This is a genomic window from Bradyrhizobium sp. UBA2491, assembly GCF_002341725.1.
Taxonomy (GTDB): Bacteria; Pseudomonadota; Alphaproteobacteria; order Rhizobiales; family Xanthobacteraceae; genus Bradyrhizobium.
Window position 1 is genome coordinate 71,684 of sequence record NZ_DDOP01000100.1, and the last position, 24,054, is coordinate 95,737.

The window sequence follows — 24,054 nt, forward strand, 5'->3', positions numbered from 1 at the left end:
CGAAGCAATCCATGCCTGCGCATCAAGGATAGGTGGATTGCTTCGCTGCACTCGCAATGACGCAGGTCAACAAAAAAGCCCCCGAAGGGGCTTTTTCAAACTCGCGATCACCGAAGCTCAGTGGGCGTCGGCCCAGACCTTGCGCTTGGTGAAGTACATCAGCAGCGCGAAGATGATCAGGAACACGAACACCTGCATGCCGATCCGCTTGCGCTCTTCCAGGCGCGGCTCGGCGGCCCACATCAGGAAGGTGGTGACGTCGTGGGCGTACTGCTTGACCGTCGCCGGCGAGCCGTCGTCGTAGGTCACCTGACCATCGGACAGCGGCTTCGGCATCTTGATGGCGTGGCCGGGGAAGTACTTGTTGTAGTAGGTGCCCTCCGGGACGGTGACACCGGCCGGCGGCTTGTCTTCAAAGCCCTGCAGGATGGCGTCGACGTAGTCCGGTCCCTGCTCCTGGTACTGGGTGAAGAAGTCGAACACGAACTGCGGGAAGCCGCGCTTGTAGGACCGCGCCTTGGTCATCAGCGACAGATCCGGCGGCGCCTTGCCGCCATTGGCCGCGGCCGCGGCCTGCTCGTTCGGGAACGGCGCCGGGAAGTAGTCCGCGGTGCGGCCCGGACGCTCGAACATCTCGCCCTGGTCGTTCGGACCATCCTTGATCTTGTAGTCGGACGCGAAGGCGGCGGCCTGTGCCTCCGAATAGCCGGGACCACCGGGATCGGCGAGGTTGCGGAACGCAATGTAGTTCAGGCTGTGGCAGGCCGAGCAGACTTCCTTGTAGACCTTCAGGCCACGCTGCAGCGAGCCGCGGTCATACTTGCCGAAAGGGCCGGAGAACGACCATTTCTGCGCCGGCGGGACGTCGCCGCCCTCTTCGGCCTTGGCGTTCTGGGTGCTGCCGGCGAACAGGCCACCGGCCAGCACCAGCGCGAGCACCACCGAAGCCGCGGTCGCCGCCCTGCCCTTGCTCTTCGCCAGCACGTCGTCGGCGATCGAGTTCGGCACCGGGCGCGGCGTCTCGATACGGGCGAGCAGCGGCAGCACGATCAGGAAGTAGGCGAAATAGCAGACCGTCAGGATGCGGCCGGCGATCACGTAGATGCCTTCCGGCGGCTGCGAGCCGAGATAGCCGAGCAGGATGCAGACCACCACGAAGATCCAGAAGAACTGCTTGGCCAGCGGACGATACTTCGACGACCGGGTCCGTGCGCTGTCGAGCCAGGGCAGGAAGCACAGGATGATGATCGCCGAGAACATCGCGACGACGCCGGCGAGCTTGTTCGGGATTGAACGCAGGATCGCGTAGAACGGCAGGTAGTACCATTCGGGCACGATGTGCGCCGGGGTCACGCCGGGGTTCGCCGGGATGTAGTTGTCGGCGTCGCCGAGATAGTTCGGCATGTAGAAGATGAACCAGGCGAAGAAGATCAGGAAGCAGGCCACACCGAACGCGTCCTTGATCGTCGCATAGGGCGTGAACGGCACCGTGTCCTTCTCGGTCTTGGCTTCGACGCCGGCCGGGTTGTTCTGACCCGCGACGTGCAGCGCCCAGATGTGCAGCACGACCACGCCGGCGATCACGAACGGCAGCAGGTAGTGCAGCGAGAAGAAGCGGTTCAGCGTCGGGTTACCGACCGAATAGCCGCCCCACAGCAGGGTCACGATGCTCTCGCCGAAATACGGCACGGCCGAGAACAGATTGGTGATGACGGTGGCGCCCCAGAAGCTCATCTGGCCCCACGGCAGCACGTAGCCCATGAAGCCGGTTGCCATCATCAAGAGGTAGATGATGACGCCAAGGATCCAGAGCACCTCGCGCGGCTCCTTGTAGGACCCGTAATAGAGGCCGCGGAACATGTGGATGTAGACAGCGAAGAAGAACATCGACGCGCCGCAGGCATGCATGTTGCGCAGCAGCCAGCCGTAATTGACGTCGCGAACGATCAGTTCGACCGACTTGAAGGCGAGATCGGCATGCGGCGTGTAGTGCATCGCCAGGATCACGCCGGTCAGGATCTGTAGACCCAGCATCATCGAAAGGATGGCGCCGAAGGTCCACCAGTAGTTCAGGTTGCGCGGCGTCGGATAGGCCACGAACGAAGAGTGGATCAGGCCGAAGATCGGAAGGCGCCGTTCGATCCACTTCAAGGCGGGGTTGCTCGGTTGGAAATCAGATGGTCCGCTCATTGATGCGATCCTGAAGAAGAAAAACGACGCGATGGGTCCAAGTGGAAGCCGCAGCCCCGGGGGGTCCGGGACTTAGCCGATCTGGATTTTGGTGTCGGAAAGGAAGGCGTAGGGAGGTACCGCCAGATTGGCGGGCGCCGGCCCCTGGCGGATACGACCGGAGGAGTCGTATTGCGAGCCGTGGCAGGGGCAGAAGAAACCGTCGTAATTGCCCTCATGGGCGATCGGGATACAGCCGAGGTGGGTGCAGATGCCGATCACCACCAGCCACTGGTCGTGGCCGGCCTTGACGCGCGCCGAGTCGGGCTGCGGATCGGGCAGGCTGGAGAGCGCCACGCTCTGGGCCTCCTGGATCTGCTTCTTGGTGCGATGGCTGATGTAGATCGGCTTGCCGCGCCAGAAGACCTTGATGTCCTGGCCCTCGGCGATCGGCGTCAGGTCGACCTGGATCGGCGCGCCGGCCGCGATCGTCGCGGCGTCCGGGTTCATCTGGGCAACCAGCGGCCATACGGTGGCGGCTGCGCCAACGGCGGCGGCAGCTCCGGTTGCTACGTAAAGAAAATCACGGCGTGTCGGATGGTCCGCCGAAGACGCTGTCGTCACGATTCCTAGCCCTTTCTTTTCTGCAGCCGGTGGAACCGCCCCGGAGACGCGGAGAGCGCCCCAAGAAAGGCTGCCGGCGCCCGCGGCCCCCGCGGCGGCAGAAAACTGCTATTCCCCACCCCAAATGGCGGAACAGCAGTCCAGAATCGTTCTATTGGCACCCTTGCCGGACGAGCGCAAGCCCGCTATCGGCTCGCACACGTGCAATGCACGAAATCCGCGCCGGGCGATGTTTTATTGAGACAATTTCATCCGGATTTCACAGGTCGTCCGCACCATGCAGATCGCGCTGTTCCAGCCCGACATCCCCCAGAATACAGGGACGATTCTGCGCCTCTGCGCCTGCCTGGACGTGGCAGCCCATATCATCGAACCGGCGGGATTCGACACCTCGGACCGGAATTTCCGCCGGGCGGGTATGGACTATCTCGACCATGTGCGGTTGAAGCGTCACGACTCATGGTCGAAATTCGAGGAGTGGCGGGCCGAGGCCGGCTGCCGGCTGGTCCTGTTCACGACCAAGGCCGCGAAATCATACCTTGATTTCACCTATGCGGCCTCCGATGTGCTGCTGTTCGGGCGCGAAACGGCTGGCGTGACCGATGCGGTGGTGACCGCTGCGGATGCACGGCTGGTGATTCCGATCAGGCCGACCATGCGTTCACTCAATGTGGCCGTCTCGGCGGCCATGGCCGTCGGCGAGGCGCTGCGGCAGACGGGTTCAGGATTTGCCGGCTCGCCGTCCGCAGGTTCGGCAATTTAAGGGATTTTTGGTGAGCTACGCGGTCAAGGAGATCTTTCTCACCCTGCAGGGCGAAGGCGCCCATGCGGGCCGGGCCTCCGTGTTCTGCCGCTTCGCCGGCTGCAACCTCTGGAGCGGCCGCGAACAGGACCGCGCAGGCGCCGTCTGCCGGTTCTGCGACACCGATTTCGTCGGTACCGACGGCACGCTGGGCGGCCGCTATGCCGACGCCGCCGAGCTCGCCGGCACCATCGCGGCGCAATGGACCGGGGGCGATGCCGACCGCTATGTGGTGCTGACCGGCGGCGAGCCGCTGCTCCAGGTCGATACCGACCTGATCGAGGCCCTGCACGGCCACGGCTTTGCGATCGCGATCGAGACCAACGGTACCATCGCGCCGCCCGACGGGCTCGACTGGATCTGCGTCAGCCCCAAGGCCGCATCCGAACTCGTGGTCCGCAGGGGGCACGAGTTGAAGCTGGTCTATCCGCAGCCGGAAAACAGACCAGAGGATTTCGCGGGGCTGTCATTCGAACGCTTCTCGCTGCAACCGATGGACGGCCCCGACGTGATCGAGAATACCGAGCGCGCGATCGAATACTGCCTGAAGCACCCGCAATGGCGCCTCAGCGTGCAGACGCACAAGACGCTCGGAATACGTTGAACCAACCGGAGCGTTTTCAAGCGAAGTGGGTACCGGTTCGCATTGAGAAAACGCGACCAACCTAGAGACAGAACTGGATTGTTGAGAGAGATGTGGGAATTGACGAAAGCGTTTCGGTTCGAGGCTGCGCATGCGCTGTCCGGAACGACCTTTGGCACTGCCAGCGAGGAGATCCACGGTCACTCGTTTCGCGCTGAGGTTACCGTGCGCGGCACGCCCGACCCGAACACCGGGATGGTGGTCGATCTCGGCCTGCTCGAGCGCGCAATGGCCGAGGTGCAGAAGACGCTCGACCACAAATTCCTGAACAGGATCGAGGCGATCGGCGTACCGACGCTGGAGAACCTCTCGCGCTTCATCTGGGAGCGGTTGCAGCACGCGGGCAAGCTGACCCGCGTCAGCGTCCATCGCGACAGCTGCAACGAGAGCTGCACTTACTTCGGCCCGCAAGGTTAGTCATGCTGCCCACAGACCCCGCCATCATCGAAGACCGCAAGGCGCGTGCGCGCAGCTGGTTCGAGACGCTGCGCAACCAGATCTGCGCCGCGTTCGAGCAGCTCGAGGACGATGCCCCCGCAGCGCTCTATCCCGGCGACGCCGGCCGGTTCGTGCGCACCCCCTGGGACCGCACCGACCACACCGGCAAGCCCGGCGGCGGCGGCGTGATGTCGATCATGAAGGGCCGGCTGTTCGAGAAGGTCGGCGTGCACTGCTCGACCGTGCATGGCGAGTTCGCTCCCGAATTCCGCGCCCAGATTCCCGGTGCCGCCGATGATCCGAGGTTCTGGGCGTCGGGCATTTCGTTGATCGCGCATTTGCGCAATCCGAACGTGCCAGCGGTGCACATGAACACCCGGTTCGTCGTCACCACCAAGGCGTGGTTCGGCGGCGGCGCGGATCTGACGCCGGTGCTGAACCGGCGGCGCACCCAGGAAGACCCCGATACGGTCGCCTTCCATGCCGCGATGAAGGGGGCGTGCAGCGGGCCGAACGGCGTCGCCGACTACGACAAGTACAAGAAATGGTGCGACGAATATTTCTATCTGCCCCATCGCAAGGAAGCCCGCGGCATCGGCGGCATCTTCTTTGACTGGCACGACAGCGGCGACTGGGAAGCCGATCTCGGCTTCACCCAGGACGTCGGGCGCAGCTTCCTGGACATCTATCCCGACCTGGTACGGCGCAATTTCGCGGCGGCCTGGAGCGCGGAGGATCGCAACGAGCAGTTGGTCCGCCGCGGGCGCTATGTCGAGTTCAACCTGCTCTATGATCGCGGCACCATCTTCGGGCTGAAGACCGGCGGCAATGTGGATTCGATCCTGTCGTCGCTGCCGCCGGAGGTGAAATGGCCGTGACCAAGCTGCCGCGCGCGATGCTGATCGACATGGATGACACCATCCTGTCGGCCTACGGACGTCCCGAGATCGCCTGGAACACGATCACCACCGAATTCGCCGCGGAGCTCGCGCCCCTGCCCCCGGATCAGGTCGCCACCGCGCTGTTGGCCTACGCCCGGCAATTCTGGTCGACCGCCGAGCCGATCTGGCGGATCAAGCTCGGCGAAGCGCGCCGGCTGACCGTGAAGGGCGGCTTCGCCCAGCTCGCCGCGGCCGGCCACCGCGCGCTGCCGGACGACCTCGCCGACCGCATCGCCGATCGCTTCACCGCCTATCGCGAGGAAGAGATGTTCGTGTTCCCCGGCGCGCATGAGGCAATTGATAGGTTCAAGGCGCTCGGCATCAAGCTCGCGCTGGTGACCAACGGCGCCGCCGACATGCAGCGCGCCAAGGTCGAGCGTTTCGCGCTCGGCCATCGCTTCGATCACATCCAGATCGAAGGCGAGCACGGCTTCGGCAAGCCGGAGGAGCGCGCCTATCTGCACGCGATGGACGCGCTCGGCGTCACCGCGGCGGATACCTGGATGATCGGCGACAATCTGGAGTGGGAAGTCGTGGCGCCGCAGCGGCTCGGCATCTACGCGATCTGGATGGACGTGCACGGTGTCGGGCTGCCGCCGGGATCGACCATCAAGCCCGACCGCATCATCCGCTCGCTGACCGAACTGGTTCCTGCCGCGCAGTAGAGCATGATCCGGAAACGTGGAAGCTCGTTGTCCGAGAAGATCATGCCTAAACAAGCATCGCGGCTGTTTTCCACGTCAATTCCATCGATCCCGCCGCCGGTCGTGATTTGACTGTCATCACCGGTCGCTAGCGTGCCGATCGCGTCATCATGCGCGGAGGGAAAATCATGGAACTGAAACCAGGCGATGTCGTCATGCTGAAATCCGGCGGCCATCCGATCACGGTGGTGGAAGTCGACGAGGACAAGGTCGAGTGCCTTTGGATGGGCACGGACGGCGACCTGTTCCGCGAAACCCTGCCGCTCGTCGCACTCGAATCGCTCGATCCCGAAGACGACGACGAGGAAGATGACAAAGAAGACGACGACGAGGAAGAAGAGGACGACGAAGACGAGGACGACGACGGCGACCGCAAGAAGAAGCGCAAAGCGGCGTGAGATTCGTTGGCGCGATGCTGCCCGGCAGGCGCCGGCGGCATCGTCTGCCTTCCGTCTCAGAACGCGCGCAGCGCGTTCGTGATCATCACCGCGCCGCCGGTGATCACGGCGGCATCGAGGATCGCGGTGTGGATATGCACCGGCATCCGCTCGACAAAGGCCTTGGCCAGGAACGCGCCGGGAATGGCGACCAGGCCGATCAGGAATGCGAGCGCCAGGACTTGCGCGGTGATGATGCCGGTCAGGCCGAACACCGAAATCTTGACCGCGGCACTGGTCAGCGAAATCACAGCATCGGTCGCGACCACCGCGGCGCCTTCGAGCCCCGCCGCCATCAGCAGCGATAGCAGGATGACGCCGGAGCCCGCGGTGCCGCCGACCAGCACGCCGTAACCAACGGCACCCGCCGCCAATCCACGTTCCCCGATCCTGACGCTGTGCTTGCGCAACAACCGCCTCAGCGGCACGCTCAGGATCAGCATGCTTCCGATCACCAGCGACGCGCCGGCGCCGGTCAGCCGCGAGTAGCCGTAGGCGCCGAGCGCCGTGGTGAGCAACGCCGCCACGATCACGATGATCGCCTTGCGGCGGTCGGCAAACCTGACGAAGGCGACGAAGCGGCTGGTGTTGGTGAAGATCGACGAGATCGCGATGATCGGCACCACCGGCTCGGCGCCGACCAGCGGCACCAGCACCAGCGGCATCAACGCGCCGGTACCATAGCCGGCGAGACCGCCGATCACGGAAGCAAACAGGGCGACGGCGGCGACGAGAACAAGCTGAAGGAGCGAGATGTCTGAGAAGCCGGAGAGGAAATTCAAAGCCGATGGTCGCGGGTGAAACGGGAAACGGTCTGGTCGGCGATGCCAGACAACACCTGCGGATCGAGCGGAAAATCCGCGGCTAGCCAAGCATCCTCGGCCAAGGTCAGTACATGCCCCAATGCCGGCCCTTCGGCAATGCCGCGCGCGATGAAATCCGACGCCCTCAAGGGAAAGTGAGGCGCGCGCCAGCGCTGCGGCAACGTCGCGAGCGCGCGCCACTGCTCGACATCGGGGCCCGCGCCGGTTCGCGCCCAGGCCAGCAGCAGGCGATCACGATAGGGCCCCTCGTCGAGCCGGTAGAGCCGACGCCTGGCATGCGCTTCGTCCATGCCGGGCAGGCGCCACCAGCGATGGCCCATCGAATCCAGCGCCTTGGCCTCCGCGTTGGAGAGCCGCAGCCGGCTTGCGACGCGGCGCGCGTCCTCGGTGACGGCGACCGTCAGCGCGGCGAGCCGGCGCATCGCGCTCGGCGCAAGCGCCAGCAGGCCCTCGATCCCGATCATCGCCGCGAACGGTCCGGTATAGGCGACCCCGCCGAACAGCGGTTGCAGCAACCCGCCATCCGCCATCGCGACCACCGCGCCCGCGGCGCCGTTCGCGACCACGAGCTTGAGCATCTCCATGCGGATGCGCTCGGCCGAGAGGCCGGCTAATCCCGCGCGGCCGCCGATGCAGGCGAGATAGCCGGCGCGATCGACTTGGCCGGCGCCATAGGCGGCGTGGAAACGGAAGAAGCGCAGGATGCGCAAGTAATCTTCGGCGATCCGCTGCGCGGGATCGCCGATGAAGCGGAGCCGCCTTGCCTCGATGTCGGCAAGGCCGCCGACATGATCGTGCACCACGCCCGAGGCGTCGACCGACAGGCCGTTGATGGTGAAGTCGCGCCGCTCGGCGTCGCGCACCCAGTCGCGCCCGAACGCCACCTTGGCCTTGCGACCATAGGTCTCGGTGTCCTCGCGCAGTGTCGTCACCTCGAAGGGCTGGCCGTCGACGACAAGCGTCACCGTGCCGTGCTCAATGCCGGTCGGCACGGTCTTGATGCCCGCCCGCTTGGCGCGCCGGATCACCTCCTCCGGCAGCGCCGTGGTGGCGATGTCGATGTCGGCGAGCGGAATCCGCATCAGCGCGTTGCGCACCGCGCCGCCGATCACCCGCGCCTCCTCGCCGTCGGCATTGAGCAGGCCGAGCACGCGCGCAGCCGGCCCCGAAGCGAGCCACGGCGCGTCGGACAGCAGGCGCACTCCGCTCATCTCTCAGCTCCCGGCACCAGCCTGCCGTTCTCGATATGGGCCGGAACGTAGGTCGAGTTCGGCGGCGCGCCGGTCAATTCGGCGAGCAGCAGGAAGCTGATGATGACCAGCACCAGCGCCGCCAGCGTCAGCTTCGCCAGCATGTCGAGCGGCCAGGATGCCGGCAGCATCACGCCGGACCGCGTCGCGCTGAGGAAGATGGCATAGACCGCGAACGGGATCAGAAAGACTCCGATCTCGGTCAACACCGTGCGGATCATGACAGATAGATCCGCTCGTAGAGCACACGCAGGATGCCCGCGGTCGCGCCCCAGATGTAGCGCTCGGCGAACGGCATCGCATAATAGGAGCGGTCCATGCCGCGGAATTCCTTAGTGTGGATCTGGTGATTCTCGGGGTTCATCAGGAAGGCGAGCGGCACCTCGAATGCATCGACCACTTCGGCCTCGTTGATCTTCAAGGTGAATCCCGGCTTCACCTTGGCGACCGTCGGCAGGATGCGGAAGCCGAACGCGGTGCCATAGAGGTCGAGATAGCCGACCGGGTCGATGAATTCCCGCTTCAGCCCGACTTCCTCGCAGGCCTCGCGCAGCGCGGCATCCAGCGGCGAGGCGTCGGTGGCATCGATCTTGCCGCCGGGAAACGAGATCTGGCCGGCGTGGCTCGACAGATGCGGCGAGCGCTGCGTCAGCAGCACGGTCGGCTCGGGATGGTCGACCACCGGGATCAGCACCGCGGCCGGCCGCACCGGCTGCTCCTGCGCCACGATCTCGAGCATGCGGTCGTTGCCGGAATCGCCGGTGCGCGGAATGATATGCGGATCGACCAGGCCCGGCGGCACTTCGAAATTGAGCCGCATATGGGCCCGCGCGAAGAATTCCGTCGAGGTGATCGTCGCCGGCTTCACCTTCAGCAACGGCTCGTTCAAAGTGCGTCCCTCACCTGGCTGGCATCGGCCATCGCGAAGAACTCGCCGCCGGACTCGATGCCGAACATCTGCTGACCATCGACCATCCGCTCCTCGCCCATGTCAACCAGATCATAATAAAGCGCGCGGGTGACCTTGGCCCAGAGGTCGGCGCGGACATGCAGATAGGGCGTCAATCCGCCATCCTCGGCCGCCTCGAATCGGAGGCCATGCCCCTTCTCGCAATCGACCCAGTCGTCGACATTGGTGCGGAACTTGAGCAGCCGGCCGCGCGCGTCGGCCTCGGTCTGCATTTCCACGGCAAGGAACGGCGCGTCGTCGACGCGGATGCCGACCTTCTCCACAGGCGTCACGAGAAAGTGCTTGCCGTCCTCGCGCTTCAGGATCGTCGAGAACAGCCGCACCAGCGCGGGCCGGCCGATCGGCGTTCCCATGTAGAACCAGGTGCCGTCGGGCGCGATTCGCATGTCGAGATCGCCGCAGAATGGCGGATTCCACAAATGAACCGGCGGCAGGCCCTTGCGTCCGGCCGTACCGGATGTCGCAGCTTGATTGGCGGCGGTGGTGAGCCCTTCGAGACCCGTCTTTCCGAGACCCGTAGTTTCACCGCCGGGATCGCTCTGCCCTTGCTTCGCCATTGTTTGCCTTAAATTTCCTACCCTCAATCTGGCACATTTGGTGCACGTATCCTGAGATGTGGTCGGGATGTCATTCTCGCCACATCGTGATGCCGTTCATACTCTGAAATACCGATAAGGTGGGGATAGTTTAATTCAACGAATACATGGCCTTCGTGCAGGTTTAGCATGTGGGCCAGGCGATGACGACAGATGGCGACGCGGGAATCACGCGGATCGTCAAGTAAGGAGCGGACCGAATGGCTGGTGCAGACAGCGTCGAAAAACTGGAGGATGTGATCGTCCGCTCGGCCGAACAGGTCGCCGGCCAGATCAAGGCCGCCAAGGAAGCGGTCTCCACGGTGATTTTCGGCCAGGATCGCGTGATCGAGAACACCCTGGTGACGATCCTCTCCGGCGGCCATGCACTCCTGATCGGCGTGCCCGGCCTCGCCAAGACCAAGCTGGTCGAGACGCTCGGCGTCACGCTCGGGCTAGATGCCAAGCGCATCCAGTTCACGCCCGACCTGATGCCGTCGGATATTCTCGGCGCCGAAGTGCTCGATGAGAGCTCGGCCGGCAAACGTTCGTTCCGCTTCATCTCAGGCCCGGTGTTCGCGCAGCTCTTGATGGCCGACGAGATCAACCGCGCCAGCCCGCGCACCCAGTCGGCGCTGCTGCAAGCCATGCAGGAGCAGCACATCACCATTGCCGGCGCGCGGCATGATTTGCCGAAGCCGTTCCACGTGCTCGCGACACAAAATCCGCTCGAGCAGGAGGGTACCTATCCGCTGCCCGAGGCGCAGCTCGATCGCTTCCTGATGGAAATCGACGTCGACTATCCCGATCGCGACGCCGAGCGGCGCATCCTGTTCGAGACCACCGGTGCCGAGGAGGCAACGGCAAAGCCGTCGATGGACGCGGAGACGCTGCTCACGGCACAACGCCTGGTGCGGCGCCTGCCGGTCGGCGATTCCGTGGTCGAGGCGATCCTGACGCTGGTTCGCGCCGCGCGTCCCGGCACCGAGGGTGGCGACGCCGGCAAGCTGATCGCCTGGGGACCGGGCCCCCGCGCCAGCCAGTCGCTGATGCTCGCGGTGCGCGCCCGCGCGTTGCTCGACGGCCGGCTCGCGCCGTCGATCGACGACGTGCTCGATCTGGCCGAGCCCGTGCTCAAGCACCGCATGGCGCTGACCTTCGCGGCGCGCGCCGAGGGCCGCACCATTCCCGACGTGATCAAGCAATTGAAGACGCGGATTGGTTGATGGCCGCTGACACCAGGCAACAGAACGGGGAGATCCTTGCGGTTCGACGTGCAGATGGCGAAAGCCGTACGCTCGCCGCATCGCTGCCGCGCCTGGTGCTCGAAGCCCGCCGCATCGCCGCCAACGTCATCCATGGCCTGCATGGCCGCCGTCGCGCCGGCACCGGCGAAAGTTTCTGGCAATATCGCCGCTTCGTCTCGGGCGAGCCGGCGCAGCGTGTCGACTGGCGCCGCTCCGGGCGTGACGATCATCTCTATGTCCGCGAGCAGGAGTGGGAGGCTGCGCACACGGTGTGGATCTGGCCCGACCGCTCGCCGTCGATGGCCTTTGCCTCGCGCGAGGCGCGCGACAGCAAGCTCGAGCGCGGCTTGATCGTCGCCTTTGCGCTGGCCGAACTGCTGGTCGCCGGCGGCGAGCGGGTCGGCGTTCCCGGCCTGATGAACCCGACCGGCAGCCGCGCCGTGATCGACAAGATGGCGCAGGCGATGCTGCATGACGAGACGACGCGCGCCAGCTTGCCGCCGTCATTCGTGCCGTCGTCGCTCGCCGAGATCGTGGTGTTATCCGACTTCTGGTCGCCATTGACCGAGATCACGACCATGCTGGCCGGGCTCGCCTCGTCAGGCGCGCATGGCACGATGGTCCAGGTGGTCGATCCGGCCGAGGAGACCTTCCCCTATTCCGGCCGCGTCGAATTCGTCGAGCCCGAGGCCGGCAGCGTCATCACCGCGGGCCGCGCCGAAAGCTGGGCGAGCGATTACGTCGCCCGGGTCGCGCTGCATCGCGACCAGATTCGTGCCGAGACCAATCGGCTCGACTGGCTGTTCTCGACCCATACCACCAGCCGCTCCGCCGCCGAACTGCTGCTGTTCCTGCACGCCGGCATGATGGTCAGCAAGGGTGGCGGCCGCTCACCCGTCAAAGCGGGACGCAGCGCATGATCGCCGGCCTCCCGCTCTCCTTTGCCGAACCGCTGCTGCTCTTGGGGCTGGTCAGCCTGCCGGTGCTGTGGTGGCTGCTGCGGGTGATGCCGCCGCGGCCGCGGCGGGTCGAATTCCCGCCGACGCGGCTGTTGTTCGACATCGCGCCCAAGGAGGAGACGCCGTCGCGCACGCCGTGGTGGCTGACATTGCTGCGGCTCGCCGCCGCCGCGCTGGTCATTCTCGCCGCCGCCGGTCCGATCTGGAATCCGCAGACCGGCGTTGCCGCCGGCAAGCAGCCGCTGGTGATCCTGCTCGACGATGGCTGGAGCGCGGCCTCGAGCTGGGACGCGCGGATCAGGGCCGCCGACGAGCTGATCGCCAATGCCGACAGCGACCGCCGCGGCGTCGCGCTGGTGCCGCTGTCCGAGCCGGCGCGCGACATCACGCTGATGCCGGCCGGCACCGCACGCGTCGCACTGCGCCAGCTCGCGCCGAAGCCGTACTCGGTCGACCGCGTCGACACCCTCCCGACGCTGGAACGTTTCCTCAAATCGACCGGCGACTGCGACATCGCCTGGCTGTCGGATGGCGTCGATACTGGCCGCGGCAGCGAGTTCACCGAAGGCCTCGGCAAGGTGATCGAGAACCGCAACCTGACGATCTATGCCGGCGGCGCGCAGCCGGCGCAGGCGCTGGTCGCGGCCGAGAACGCGGCGGCGAAGATGACAGTGAAGGTCTTGCGCACCGAGAACGGCCTCGCGGCCGGCACGGTGCGCGCGGTCGATGCCAAGGGCTCGCCGATCGGCGAGGCGCGCTACAATTTCGGTCCGCAGGAGCGCGAGACCGAGGCCGCCTTCGATCTTCCGGTCGAATTGCGCAACGACATCGCGCGGCTCGAGATTTCCGGCGAGCATTCCGCCGGCGCCGTGCAGCTGCTCGACCGGCGCTGGCGCCGCCGCGCCATCGGCGTGGTCTCGGGATCGAGCAGCGACACCGCGCAGCCGCTGCTGGCCTCGACCTTCTATCTGTCGCGCGCGCTGTCGCCGTTCGCTGACGTCAGGCTCGGCGATCGCGGCGCGCCGCAGCAGGTGATCGCGCAATTCCTCGACCAGCGGCTGCCGATGATCGTAATGGCCGATGTCGGCACGCTGTCGCCGGAGATCCGCGACCGTCTCAACGCCTGGATCGAGCAAGGCGGCGTGCTGGTGCGCTTCGCCGGTCCCCGCCTCGCCCAGGCCGATGACGACCTCGTTCCGGTCAAGCTGCGCCGCGGCGGCCGCACGCTCGGCGGCAGCCTGACCTGGGAGAAGCCGCAGCACATGGCCTCGTTCGCAGCCGACGGTCCGTTCGCGGGCCTCAACGTGCCGAAAGACATCACCGTCAACCGCCAGGTGCTGGCCGAGCCCGACGCCGTGCTCGCGACCAAGAGCTGGGCCTCGCTGGAAGACGGCACGCCGCTGGTCACCGGCGAGCATCGCGGCAAGGGCGTGGTCAGCCTGTTCCATGTCGGCGCCGACATGCGCTGGTCGGATCTGCCGATGTCCGGCACCTTCGTCGAGATGCTGCGGCGGCTGATCGACATGTCCGGCTACACCTCGAAGCCCGGCCCCGGCGTCGCCAGCGACCCCAACGCCGAGACGGTTGCGCCGCTGCGCACGCTCGACGGTTTCGGCGCCTTCGGCCCGCCGCCCTCGACCGCGCGGCCGATGTCGGCGGACTATCGCGACCGCGGCACCGCGGAGCATCCGCCCGGCTTCTACGGCACCGCCGAGAGCCCGATCGCGGTCAACACGCTCGCTTCCGCCGATCGCATCGCGCCGCTCGACACCTCCGCGCTGCTCGCCACGCATGCGAGCTACACCAACGCCGAGCCGCGAGACCTGCGCGGCATCATGCTGTCGACCGCGCTGGCGCTGTTCCTGCTCGATGCGATCGTGGTGGCGATGCTCGGCGGCGGACTTGCGGCGCTGATCCGGCGGCGCGCCGCGCCGGCGGTGCTCGCGCTCGCCTTCGTGCTCGCGACGACGATGGTGCCCTCGCCGACACGCGCGCAGAACAGCGCTGCCGACGACTTCGCCATCAAGGCGGTGTCGCAGACCCGGCTCGCCTATGTCGTCACCGGCAATGCCGACGTCGACTCCATCGTCAAGGCCGGGATGTCCGGACTGACGCTGTTCCTCGGGCAGCGCACCGCGCTGGAAGCCGGCGATCCTGTCGGCATCGATCCGGCGCGCGACGAGCTGGCGTTCTTCCCGCTGATCTACTGGCCGATCGTGCCGGGCGCGCCGAAGCCGCCGCAGGACGCCATCAACAAGATCGACGCCTACATGAAGCAAGGCGGCACCGTGATCTTCGACACCCGCGACGCCGTCGAAGCGCCGCCGGGCGACAACGGGGCCTCGCAAACGCCGGGCATGCAGACGCTGCGCGAATTGCTGTCGACCCTCGACGTGCCGGAGCTCGAGCCGGTGCCGCGCGAGCACGTGCTGACCAAGACATTCTACCTGCTGCGCGACTTCCCCGGCCGCTTCAACACCGGCCGGACCTGGGTCGAGGCGCTGCCGCGCGAGGATGACGAGGAAGCCGCGCAGCGCCCGGCGCGCGGCGGCGACGGCGTCTCGCCGATCATCATCACCTCGAACGATCTCGCCGGCGCCTGGGCGATCCGTCCCGACGGCCAGCCGATGCTGCCGCTGACGCCGGGCGAGCCGCGCCAACGCGAATTCGCTTTCCGCGCCGGCGTCAACATCGTGATGTACACGCTGACCGGCAACTACAAGGCCGACCAGGTGCACGCACCCGCCCTGATCGAGCGGCTGGGACAATGATGCGTATCATGAGCAAACATTGTCTCCACAACTTCGCCGTCATGCCCGGGCTTGTCCCGGGCATCCACGTCTTCCTTGCTGTAGAAGGAAAGGCAGACGTGGGTGGCCGGGACAAGCCCGGCCATGACGACGCTGATAGGTTTGCGTCATGAACTACGGTATCGCGTTCACACCGCTGGTTCCTTCGCTCGTGCTGTGGCTCGCGCTCGGCGCGATCGTCGTCATCGCGCTGTTGCTGCTGGTGTCGCGCGCGCGCGGCGCCGCGGTGCGCGTTGCTGCGCTGGCGCTGATCCTGCTCGCACTGGCCAATCCCTCCTTCACCCGCGAGGACCGCGAACCGCTGTCCTCGGTCGCCGTCGTCGTGGTCGACAAGAGCCCGAGCCAGAACTTCGGCACGCGCAACCAGGAGACCGAGAAGGCGCGGCAGGCGCTGGTCGACAGCCTGAAGCAGATCAAGGGCCTCGAGGTCCGTGTCGTCGAAGCCGGCCAGGCCGACGGCGAAACCGACGGCACCAAGCTGTTCGGCGCGCTGACCTCGGCGCTGTCGGATGTTCCGGTCGAGCGCGTCGCCGGCGCCTTCATGATCACCGATGGCCGGGTGCACGATATTCCGGCCAACACCCAGGCGCTCGGCTTCCAGGCACCGGTGCACGCCTTGATCACCGGCCGCAAGGACGAGCGCGACCGCCGCATCGCGATCACGGCGGCGCCGCGCTTCGGCATCGTCGGCCAGACCCAGACCATCACCTACCGGCTCGACGACCAGGGCGTCACCGGCGAGCGTGCCAAGGTCACCGTCCGCCGCGACGGCGAAGTGATCAACGAGCGGACGCTAACCTCGGGCCAGACCTCCAGCGTCGACATCGACATCAAGCATGCCGGCCCGAACATCGTCGAGATCGAGGCCTCACCGCTCGAGAACGAACTCACGCCGGTCAACAACCGCGCCGTGGTCTCGATCGACGGCGTGCGCGACAAGCTGCGCGTACTGCTGGTCTCCGGCGAGCCGCATGCCGGCGAACGCACCTGGCGCAACCTGCTGAAGTCCGACCCCAGCGTCGATCTCGTGCACTTCACCATCCTGCGGCCGCCGGAGAAGCAGGACGGCACGCCGATCAACGAGCTGTCGCTGATCGCGTTTCCAACCCGTGAGTTGTTCCAGCAGAAGATCAACGAATTCCAGCTGATCATCTTCGACCGCTACGCCCGCCAGGGTGTGCTGCCGATCGCCTATTTCGACAACATCGCGCGCTATGTCCGCTCCGGCGGAGCGGTGCTGGTGTCGGCCGGCCCCGACTATGCCTCGACCACCAGCATCTGGCGCACGCCGCTGGATTCGGTGCTGCCGGCCGAACCGGTCGGCGTCACCGAGAAGCCGTTCTACGCACACTTGAGCGACGCCGGGAAACGCCATCCGGTGACGCGCGGGCTGGAAGGCTCGAACGCCGAGCCGCCGCATTGGAGCCGGTTCTTCCGCACCGTCGACACCCGCAACGCGGTGACGCCGCCGGTCATGACCGGCGCCGACGGCAAGCCGCTGCTGCTGCTGTCGCGGTTCGGCGAAGGCCGCGTTGCGCTGCTGCTCACCGACCACATCTGGCTGTGGGCGCGCGGCTATGAGGGCGGCGGCCCGCATCTCGATCTGTTGCGACGGGTGTCGCACTGGCTGATGAAGCAGCCCGATCTCGATGAAGAGGCGCTGCGCATGCAGGTGCAGGGCAAGGACCTGATGGTGGTGCGCCAGACCATGGCCGACACCGTCGCGCCGGTCACCGTGACGTCGCCGAGCGGCGCCACCCATGAACTGACGCTGACTGCCGGCGATCCCGGCGAGTGGCGCGCCACGCTGCCGGCAAGCGAGCTCGGTCTCTGGCAAGCCACCGACGGCACGCTGAAGGCACTGATCAATGTCGGCCCGACCAACCCGAAGGAATTCTCGGAAGTCACCTCGACGACCGAGACCCTGAAGCCGCTGACGCAGGCGACCGGCGGCGACGCGCGGCGCATCGTCGACGGATCGAGCCTCGACATGCCGCGCATCGTGCCGGTGCGGGCGTCCTCGATCTTCCGCGGCGACGGCTGGCTCGGCGTCAAGATGCGCGACGCCAGCGTCGTGAAGGGCGTCGGCGTGCTGCCGATGTTCGCCGGCCTGGTCGGCCTCTTGCTGTTGCTCGGCGCATTCTCCGCAACCTGGCTGCGCGAAGGGCGCTGAGAACTCCCGACATCCAACCACGGCCGTTGCTGCAATCACACACCAGCAACGGATCGATACAGTGTGTCTGAACCACCGTTGACATCGCGGCCTGCCTCCGATGTTATAATGTAACATCGGGCCGCTGGGGTGATGAGCGCCGTCCCGATCGATGGGGCTCAATCGGCATGAAATGGTTCCTGAGACGCATCAGGACTGGCTCGCGGCTGGCGCTGTTCGCGCTCGCCGTCCAGTTCGTGCTGTCGTTCGGGCATTTCCATCCGATCGCGGCTGCGCAAGCAGCCCCCGCGATCCAGAACGGCCTGACGCTGACCGATCTCGCCTATATCGGGACTTCGGCGACGCCGGACCTCGCAGTCCAGGTCACCGGGACACAGCCGCCCACCGAACAGGACCGCGAACGGCATCCGGCCGACCATTGCGCGATCTGCGCCGTCGTCTCGCTCGCGAGCAGCATACTGTTCACGGCACCGCCGGTCCTGCTGCTCCCCGAAGCCGTCGAGCTCCTGTTTCGCACCACCAGCGCCGAATTCCTCCATCTGAAATCGGCGCCCGCGGCCTTCCATTCCCGCGCACCGCCGCTGTCCTGACGTCCAACTGATTGCTGCACGCCCTGAGCTGACTGACGAGTGTCGCGTCGCATACGCGACCCGTTGCAGCGGGGCACATCGGAATCGATCCGTCATGTCGACGGACCTGGATCGGGACAATGACACTTCAGAAGAAACGAGCACTCCACATCGGGGGCGTGAGCTGGCTATTGCTTGGCGCAATGCATGGCGGCGCGCTGGCCGACGACACGCCGACGCAACTCCCTGACGTCACGGTGACGGCGCCAAGCCCGATCCAGCGGCATCGGATCGTGCCAACACGCACGCCGACCCGCGCGGTCCGGGCCGCTCCGAGCCGCAACAGCGAACGCGCCGCAGCGGTGCAACCGGCACCCGCGGCAGCGGCGCCGCAGCAGGGTGTGCTGCCCGTCGTCACCGACCAATTCGCGACCGTCACCGTGGTGCCCAACGAGGAACTGCGGCGCGCCGGCGGCGCCACGCTCGGCGACCTGCTGTTCTCGAAGCCCGGCATCACCGGCTCGAGCTTCGCGCCCGGCGCATCGAGCCGGCCGATCATCCGCGGTCTCGACGTCAACCGCGTCGGCATCGTCGAGAACGGTCTCGGCGGCGGCGGCGTATCCGATCTCGGCGAAGATCATTTCGTACCGATCGATCCATTCTCGACCAATCAGATCGAGGTGGTGCGGGGACCCGCTGCGCTGCGCTACGGCTCGACCTCGATCGGCGGCGTGGTCAGCGCCACCAACAACCGCATTCCCGACGCGATGCCGACCTGCGCGGCAACGCCGTTCCAGAGCTATGGGCTGCCGGTAAAGGCACCGCTGGCCGATGCCGGCGGTCCCGGTTGCCTCAATGTCGAGACCCGCACGTCGGTGAGCTCGGTCAATCGCGGCGTCGAGGGCGGCATGCTGCTCGACGCCGGCGGCAACAATGTCGCCGTTCATGCCGACGTCTATGGTCGCACCACCAGCGACTACAGCATCCCGAGCTATCCCTATCTGTTCGACCAAACCCGATCGGTGAACGGCCGCCAGCCGAACTCCGCGACGCAGTCGGACGGCGCCTCGGTCGGCGCGTCGTATTTCTTCCAGGGCGGCTATATCGGCGCGGCGATCACCCAGAACGACTCGCTGTACCATATCCCCGGCATCGACGGCTCCGATCACCGCACCCGGATCGACGCGCACCAGACCAAGATCGCGGTCAAGGGTGAGTACCGGCCCGACACGGCCGCGATCGACGCCGTGCGGTTCTGGGTCGGCGCGACCGACTACCGCCACAACGAACTCGGCCTCGCCGATCCGGCCAACCTGTTCAGCGACGGCGTGCGCCAGACCTTCACCAACAAGGAGCAGGAAGCCCGCCTCGAAGTGCAGATGATGCCGTTCAACGCGCGGTTCGCCACCGTGACCACGGCGTTCGGCCTGCAAGCCGGGCACCAGGAGCTGACCGCGCCGAGCCCGGACGATCCCGGCGCGCTGTTCAACGGCCTGTGGAGCCCGAACAACAACAACCGCGTCGCGGGTTACGTGTTCAACGAGTTCAAGTTCACGGACCAGACCAAGGCGCAGGTCGCCGGCCGCATCGAGCATATCGAACTACACGGCGCGACGCCGGATTTCCCGGCCGACTTCCTGCCCGACGGCGCGGCGCAAAGCTCGATCACACGCAACCCGTCCTACACGCCGGTCAGCGGCAGCATCGGGCTGATCCAGAACTTGCCCGGCGATCTCGTCGGCAGCGTCACCGCGCAGTATGTCGAGCGCGCGCCGAAGCCCGCCGAGCTGTTCTCACGCGGTGCGCACGATGCGACCGCGACCTTCGACATCGGCAATCCGAACCTGACCATCGAGACCGCGAAATCGGTCGAGATCGGCCTGCGCAAGGCGACTGGCCCGTTCCGGTTCGAGGCCACCGCCTACTACACCCGCTTCAGCAACTTCATCTATCGTCGCCTGACCGGGGTGATGTGCGGCGAGGACTTCGACTCCTGCGGCAATGGCGATCCCAACAACGAGGGACGTCAGGCGGTCTATTCGCAGCGTGATGCGATCTTCCGTGGCGCCGAATTCCAGAGCCAGTTCGATATCGGCGCGTTCAATGGCGGCATCTGGGGCATCGAGAACCAGTTCGACGTGGTGCGCGCCACCTTCACCGACGGCAGCAACGTGCCGCGAATTCCGCCGGTGCGGCTCGGCGGCGGCGTCTACTGGCGCGACAGCAACTGGTTCACCCGGGTCAACCTGGTGCACGCTTTCGCGCAGAGCAATATCGCCGACATCGGCGAGACCCCGACCGCAGGCTACAATCTCCTCAACGCGGAGATCACCTACAACGCCAAGCTCAGTCAGTCTTGGATCGGCGCGCGCGAGATGACGCTTGGCCTGGTCGGCAACAATCTGCTCAACCAGAACATCCGCAGCTCCGTCTCCTACACCAAGGACGAGGTACTGATGCCGGGCCTCGGCGTACGGGCCTTTGCGAACTTGAAGTTCTGAGACGACCCTATCCCTCTGCCGCATGCGGCAGAGGGATCACAATCCAACGTCCGGCTTCAATGCCCGACGACGACTTCGCTGATCTGAATCACCGGTTGCAGATCGGTGTAATTCGGGATGTCGCCCATGATCTCCTGGGCGTGCTTGCCCATGGCGGCCCCGAAGGCTTCGACCGAGTCGCAGAAGATGTGGCACATGCCGACATAGGTGGCGGGCGTTCCAGGGGCGCCGCCGGCGAGCCCCTTGTCGACGGTGTAGTATTTGCAAGCGTCGCCCAGCCGCGCCTTCACCAGCGGCATGTGCTTGTCGCGGTAATAGTCGTGATCAAAGCGTGCGCCGGGGTTGTTCGGATACATCACACTGACCTTGATCATGGCGCGCACTCTCCCTGTTGATATGACATGCGCCGGTCTGCCCCGGCGCTTGCCTCAACTGTGCTTCAGTTTCCAAGAGCGCGCAACCGTTCCGGCAGCGCTCGCGGGAATGTCAGATCGCCTTGCTCCAGTCCGGCTGGATCGGGCCGGACACGCCCTCGGATGCGCCGTCGACCAGTTCCATGACAAGCAGGCGACTGTAGTCGACAGGTCCGGGCATCGTCATCCGTCCCTTCGGCACCGGCTTGAAGCCAACGCGAGAATAGTACGGCTCGTCGCCGACCAGCACGATGATCCGATGGTCCTTGGCGCGGGCATCATTGATCGCGCGCTCGAGCAGCGCACGACCGACGCCGCGGCTGCGGAACGGCGGCTCGACGGTCAACGGCCCGAGCATCAAAGCCGGCGTCTCGCCGATGCACACCGGCAGCTGCCGCACCGAACCGACCAGCAGCGTGCCGATCCGCGCCGTGAAGGAGACATCGAGCAGATGATCGACATGCTCGCGCAGCCGGTAGGCACTGAGCGCGAAGCGGCCGGGCCCGAAGGTACGCTCGTGCAGGCGTTCGATCGCCTGGGCGTCTTTCGGGGTCTCGGGCAGGATGGTCAGGGTCAGTTCGGTCATCGTGGGGCGGGGGATAGCATCTGGCGCGGGCGCGGTCCATCACCGCCATGTGGCGGTCGGCGGCTTGCCGTCGAGCACCTCCGATATCCGCAGCCGCGTCCCGGGAGTGGTGTCATGGGGCAACTCAGCCGGATCGAAGAAGCCGCACGCCACGATCTCGCGATTCGGCTCCGGCAACCGGTCCTGCCGGTAGTTTCTGACGACATAAACAGCGACATGATCGCGCGGCGAGACGTGGCTGTTGTAGAAGATGCCATGCAGCGCCGGCGTGCCAACGAGCTCGATCCGCCCCTCCTCCTCGAGCTCGCGCCGCAGCGCTTCGATGAAACTTTCACCAACCTCGACCCCGCCGCCGGGCAGATACCAGCCCTGGACGTAGCTGTGCTTGACCAGGAACACCTTGTTGTCGGCGTCGAGCACGACGGCGCGGACCCCGAGCGTCATGCTGCGGACCAGCCGCCAGTAGAAATGAAACACCCACCTGATCTGCGGCTCGCAGCGCTTGCGTAGATCGTCAAGGATCGTCACTGAGTCCTCGCCATCCGGTGTTTGATCCTTGCTTTGATCCTTGCGCACCCGCGCAGCTCTTGCCAATACAGGGCAGGACGTTCGGGATAGCACGACATGACCGATTGCCGGCCAGTTTTCACGGACAATCCTTAAGGGAATCGCATGATGGCGGCAGCATTCCGGCTCGCGCATCTGTCGGATCCGCATCTGCCGCCGCTGCCGGCGGCGCGGCTGCGCGATCTCGCCGGCAAACGCGCGCTGGGTTATCTGAACTGGACGCGCAACCGTCACAAATATCACCGCCGCGACGTGCTCGACGCGCTGGTATCGGACATGCAGGCGCAGCAGCCGGACCATATCGCCGTCACCGGCGACCTCGTCAACCTGGCGCTCGACGCCGAGTTCAATCCGGCCCGGCAATGGCTGGAGGGCGTCGGCGCGCCCGCCGATGTGACCGTGGTTCCCGGCAATCACGACGCCTATGTGCGCGCGACCCGGCACCGCTTCGTCGGCATGTTCGGCGACTATCTGCGCGGCGACGCCGACGGCGCCACGCATTTTCCGTTCGTGCGTCGGCGTGGCCCGGTGGCGCTGATCGGCGTCTCCTCGGCGGTGCCGACGCCGCCGCTGATGGCGACCGGCTGGCTCGGCCATGCCCAGCTCGATGCACTGGATGCGATCCTTGCGCAGCTGTCGCGGGAGGATGCCTTCCGTGTCCTCCTGGTGCATCATCCGCTGCACTCCGACGGCCGCGCCAAGCGGCTGACCGATTCGCACCAGTTGCTGGCGCTGCTGAAGCGGCACGGCGTCGAGTTGGTGCTGCATGGCCATGACCACATCCATTCGACGATGTGGTTCGACGGCCCCGAGCGGAAGATTCCCGCGATCGGCGTGCCGTCGGCATCGGCGCTGGCGCGCAAGCACTATCCGGCGGCGGCCTACAATCTGTTCTCGATCGAGCGGGACGGCAATACCTGGCGCTGCGAGCAGACCGTGCGCGGCCTCGGCGATCACGACGGCATTCGCGAGCTCAAGCAGGTGCGGCTGTCCTAATCGCCTCCGCCGCCGCCACCACAACCACCGCCGCAGCCGCCTCCGCCGTCGCCACCGCCTCCACCATCACCGCCGCCCCCACCATCGCCACCGTGACCACCGCCGTCGCCACCATGGCCGCCGGCATCCCCGCCGTGGCTACCGTCGCTGCCGGCATCGCCAAAACCCGCCGACGAGCCGTCGATCGATGAATCCGAGAAATCACCGCCGCAATACGGACTGCTGCCGCCAATGCCGCTGCGGCGCAGCGCCTCGCAATCGGTGTGATAGATGAAGCCGCCCGCGATGTTCAGCTTGGCGTCGAGCGCGAACAGCAGCGGCAGCCGCGTCGGCCTGACCGGATCGATGTTCTCGTATTTGCAGCAGTACCACCAGACCCGCCGCAAGCCCTCATTGCTCTGCCGTCGCTCCTTCACCAGCACGACCGCGGGCGTGTGATGCAGGAAGCCGCCGAAGGCGCGGCGGCAGAACGCATCGTATTCGCGGGTGTAGAGAATGAACTCGTGCCAGAGGTCGTCGGCAGCCTGCGACGGCATCGCAACGTAGCGCTTGCCGCTCATCAGATAGGCGAGGAAGAACTGCCGCAGGCCGCGCGAGACCAGCGCGCTGTCCTTGCGGGTGAAGCCGGGATGGCGCTTCTCGAGCCGGGCCAGCAGGCCGCGCGGGAGAGCGAAGGTGCGGATGTATTCGGCGCGCCGCAGCGCCTGCCATTTGCTGAACAGCACGGCACTCCCGACCACCGCGGCCGTCGCCAGGATGCCGAAGAACGCCGAGGCGGGCGTTATGACCACGATGCCCCCGGCCGGTATCTGAGCATGATCTTCTCGGAAAACCACTTCGCACTTTTCCGGATCAT

24 protein-coding genes are annotated in these 24,054 nt (G+C 66.2%); 13 read left to right on the forward strand and 11 right to left on the reverse strand.

All coding sequences use genetic code 11. The annotated features are described in order from the left end of the window. Positions 1 to 117: 117 nt before the first annotated feature. Positions 118 to 2,190 carry a cytochrome c1 gene (locus B2W55_RS32710; RefSeq protein ID WP_024580454.1) on the reverse strand — a complete coding sequence of 691 codons (2,073 nt, stop codon included), beginning with the start codon at positions 2,188 to 2,190 and terminating at the stop codon, positions 118 to 120. 72 nt (positions 2,191 to 2,262) lie between these two features. Next, entirely contained in the window at positions 2,263 to 2,793 is a 531-nt protein-coding gene (gene petA / locus B2W55_RS32715; protein WP_024580453.1) for a ubiquinol-cytochrome c reductase iron-sulfur subunit, read from the reverse strand. Between the two features lie 277 nt (positions 2,794 to 3,070). On the opposite strand from petA, the gene B2W55_RS32720 reads away from it, so the two are divergent. The 6 genes from B2W55_RS32720 (at position 3,071) to B2W55_RS32745 (ending at position 6,719) form a co-directional block, all read left to right on the forward strand. Further along, the gene (locus B2W55_RS32720; RefSeq protein ID WP_024580452.1) at positions 3,071 to 3,556 is read left to right on the forward strand and encodes a tRNA (cytidine(34)-2'-O)-methyltransferase; all 486 of its coding nucleotides are present in this window, start codon (positions 3,071 to 3,073) and stop codon (positions 3,554 to 3,556) included. 10 nt (positions 3,557 to 3,566) lie between these two features. Next, complete coding sequence (gene queE, locus B2W55_RS32725) at positions 3,567 to 4,199, forward strand: 7-carboxy-7-deazaguanine synthase (RefSeq protein ID WP_024580451.1); 633 nt, start codon at positions 3,567 to 3,569, stop codon at positions 4,197 to 4,199. Between the two features lie 90 nt (positions 4,200 to 4,289). Beyond that, positions 4,290 to 4,655: a 6-pyruvoyl trahydropterin synthase family protein gene (locus B2W55_RS32730; RefSeq protein WP_024580450.1), complete on the forward strand. Its 366-nt coding sequence runs from the start codon at positions 4,290 to 4,292 to the stop codon at positions 4,653 to 4,655. 2 nt (positions 4,656 to 4,657) lie between these two features. Beyond that, entirely contained in the window at positions 4,658 to 5,554 is an 897-nt protein-coding gene (hemF, locus tag B2W55_RS32735) for an oxygen-dependent coproporphyrinogen oxidase (protein ID WP_024580449.1), read from the forward strand. After that, positions 5,545 to 6,282 (forward strand): HAD family hydrolase, encoded by a 738-nt coding sequence (locus B2W55_RS32740; RefSeq protein ID WP_024580448.1) that lies wholly within the window; start codon positions 5,545 to 5,547, stop codon positions 6,280 to 6,282. Before hemF ends, B2W55_RS32740 begins: the two co-directional genes overlap by 10 nt. A 167-nt stretch (positions 6,283 to 6,449) precedes the next feature. Then, positions 6,450 to 6,719 carry a YodC family protein gene (locus tag B2W55_RS32745; RefSeq protein ID WP_024580447.1) on the forward strand — a complete coding sequence of 90 codons (270 nt, stop codon included), beginning with the start codon at positions 6,450 to 6,452 and terminating at the stop codon, positions 6,717 to 6,719. Positions 6,720 to 6,775: 56 nt separating this feature from the next. Here B2W55_RS32745 and B2W55_RS32750 read toward each other — a convergent pair whose 3' ends face one another. The 5 genes from B2W55_RS32750 to B2W55_RS32770 form a co-directional block, all read right to left on the reverse strand. Continuing rightward, a complete protein-coding gene (locus B2W55_RS32750; protein ID WP_024580446.1) occupies positions 6,776 to 7,540 on the reverse strand; it encodes a sulfite exporter TauE/SafE family protein in 765 nt (254 codons plus the stop codon). Continuing rightward, positions 7,537 to 8,793 carry a CCA tRNA nucleotidyltransferase gene (locus B2W55_RS32755; RefSeq protein WP_024580445.1) on the reverse strand — a complete coding sequence of 419 codons (1,257 nt, stop codon included), beginning with the start codon at positions 8,791 to 8,793 and terminating at the stop codon, positions 7,537 to 7,539. The genes B2W55_RS32750 and B2W55_RS32755 overlap by 4 nt, the downstream gene beginning before the upstream one ends. Then, positions 8,790 to 9,053 (reverse strand): DUF6111 family protein, encoded by a 264-nt coding sequence (locus tag B2W55_RS32760; protein ID WP_024580444.1) that lies wholly within the window; start codon positions 9,051 to 9,053, stop codon positions 8,790 to 8,792. Before B2W55_RS32760 ends, B2W55_RS32755 begins: the two co-directional genes overlap by 4 nt. Further along, positions 9,050 to 9,652, reverse strand: coding sequence for a CoA pyrophosphatase (locus tag B2W55_RS32765; RefSeq protein ID WP_371412494.1), 603 nt, complete (start codon positions 9,650 to 9,652; stop codon positions 9,050 to 9,052). Before B2W55_RS32765 ends, B2W55_RS32760 begins: the two co-directional genes overlap by 4 nt. Before the next feature lie 65 nt (positions 9,653 to 9,717). Continuing rightward, positions 9,718 to 10,359, reverse strand: coding sequence for a DUF1285 domain-containing protein (locus B2W55_RS32770; protein ID WP_024580442.1), 642 nt, complete (start codon positions 10,357 to 10,359; stop codon positions 9,718 to 9,720). A 239-nt stretch (positions 10,360 to 10,598) separates the two neighbouring features. On the opposite strand from B2W55_RS32770, the gene B2W55_RS32775 reads away from it, so the two are divergent. The 6 genes from B2W55_RS32775 (at position 10,599) to B2W55_RS32800 (ending at position 20,636) form a co-directional block, all read left to right on the forward strand. After that, complete coding sequence (locus tag B2W55_RS32775) at positions 10,599 to 11,603, forward strand: AAA family ATPase (protein WP_024580441.1); 1,005 nt, start codon at positions 10,599 to 10,601, stop codon at positions 11,601 to 11,603. Then, the gene (locus B2W55_RS32780; protein ID WP_024580440.1) at positions 11,603 to 12,544 is read left to right on the forward strand and encodes a DUF58 domain-containing protein; all 942 of its coding nucleotides are present in this window, start codon (positions 11,603 to 11,605) and stop codon (positions 12,542 to 12,544) included. The genes B2W55_RS32775 and B2W55_RS32780 overlap by 1 nt, the downstream gene beginning before the upstream one ends. Beyond that, on the forward strand, positions 12,544 to 15,354 hold the full coding sequence (locus tag B2W55_RS32785; protein ID WP_024580439.1) for a DUF4159 domain-containing protein: 2,811 nt from the start codon (positions 12,544 to 12,546) through the stop codon (positions 15,352 to 15,354). The genes B2W55_RS32780 and B2W55_RS32785 overlap by 1 nt, the downstream gene beginning before the upstream one ends. A gap of 148 nt (positions 15,355 to 15,502) precedes the next feature. Next, positions 15,503 to 17,566 (forward strand): membrane protein, encoded by a 2,064-nt coding sequence (locus tag B2W55_RS32790; protein WP_024580438.1) that lies wholly within the window; start codon positions 15,503 to 15,505, stop codon positions 17,564 to 17,566. 167 nt (positions 17,567 to 17,733) lie between these two features. Next, positions 17,734 to 18,156, forward strand: coding sequence for a DUF2946 family protein (locus B2W55_RS32795; protein WP_024580437.1), 423 nt, complete (start codon positions 17,734 to 17,736; stop codon positions 18,154 to 18,156). 119 nt (positions 18,157 to 18,275) lie between these two features. Further along, the gene (locus B2W55_RS32800) at positions 18,276 to 20,636 is read left to right on the forward strand and encodes a TonB-dependent receptor (RefSeq protein WP_024580436.1); all 2,361 of its coding nucleotides are present in this window, start codon (positions 18,276 to 18,278) and stop codon (positions 20,634 to 20,636) included. A gap of 56 nt (positions 20,637 to 20,692) precedes the next feature. On the opposite strand, the gene B2W55_RS32805 is transcribed toward B2W55_RS32800, so the two are convergent. From B2W55_RS32805 to B2W55_RS32815, 3 genes are all read right to left on the reverse strand, one after another. Beyond that, a complete protein-coding gene (locus B2W55_RS32805) occupies positions 20,693 to 21,010 on the reverse strand; it encodes an EthD family reductase (RefSeq protein WP_021076009.1) in 318 nt (105 codons plus the stop codon). A gap of 112 nt (positions 21,011 to 21,122) precedes the next feature. Beyond that, on the reverse strand, positions 21,123 to 21,635 hold the full coding sequence (locus tag B2W55_RS32810) for a GNAT family N-acetyltransferase (protein WP_024580435.1): 513 nt from the start codon (positions 21,633 to 21,635) through the stop codon (positions 21,123 to 21,125). Positions 21,636 to 21,674: 39 nt separating this feature from the next. Further along, positions 21,675 to 22,163, reverse strand: a complete 489-nt coding sequence (locus B2W55_RS32815; protein ID WP_024580434.1) for an NUDIX domain-containing protein — start codon at positions 22,161 to 22,163, stop codon at positions 21,675 to 21,677. 147 nt (positions 22,164 to 22,310) lie between these two features. Here B2W55_RS32815 and B2W55_RS32820 point away from each other — a divergent pair, with 147 nt between their 5' ends. Continuing rightward, on the forward strand, positions 22,311 to 23,198 hold the full coding sequence (locus tag B2W55_RS32820) for a metallophosphoesterase family protein (RefSeq protein WP_024580433.1): 888 nt from the start codon (positions 22,311 to 22,313) through the stop codon (positions 23,196 to 23,198). Here B2W55_RS32820 and B2W55_RS32825 read toward each other — a convergent pair. Next, a complete protein-coding gene (locus B2W55_RS32825) occupies positions 23,195 to 23,989 on the reverse strand; it encodes a glycine-rich domain-containing protein (RefSeq protein WP_029878982.1) in 795 nt (264 codons plus the stop codon). The two genes, B2W55_RS32820 and B2W55_RS32825, sit on opposite strands and share 4 nt — an antisense overlap. Positions 23,990 to 24,054: the final 65 nt, after the last annotated feature.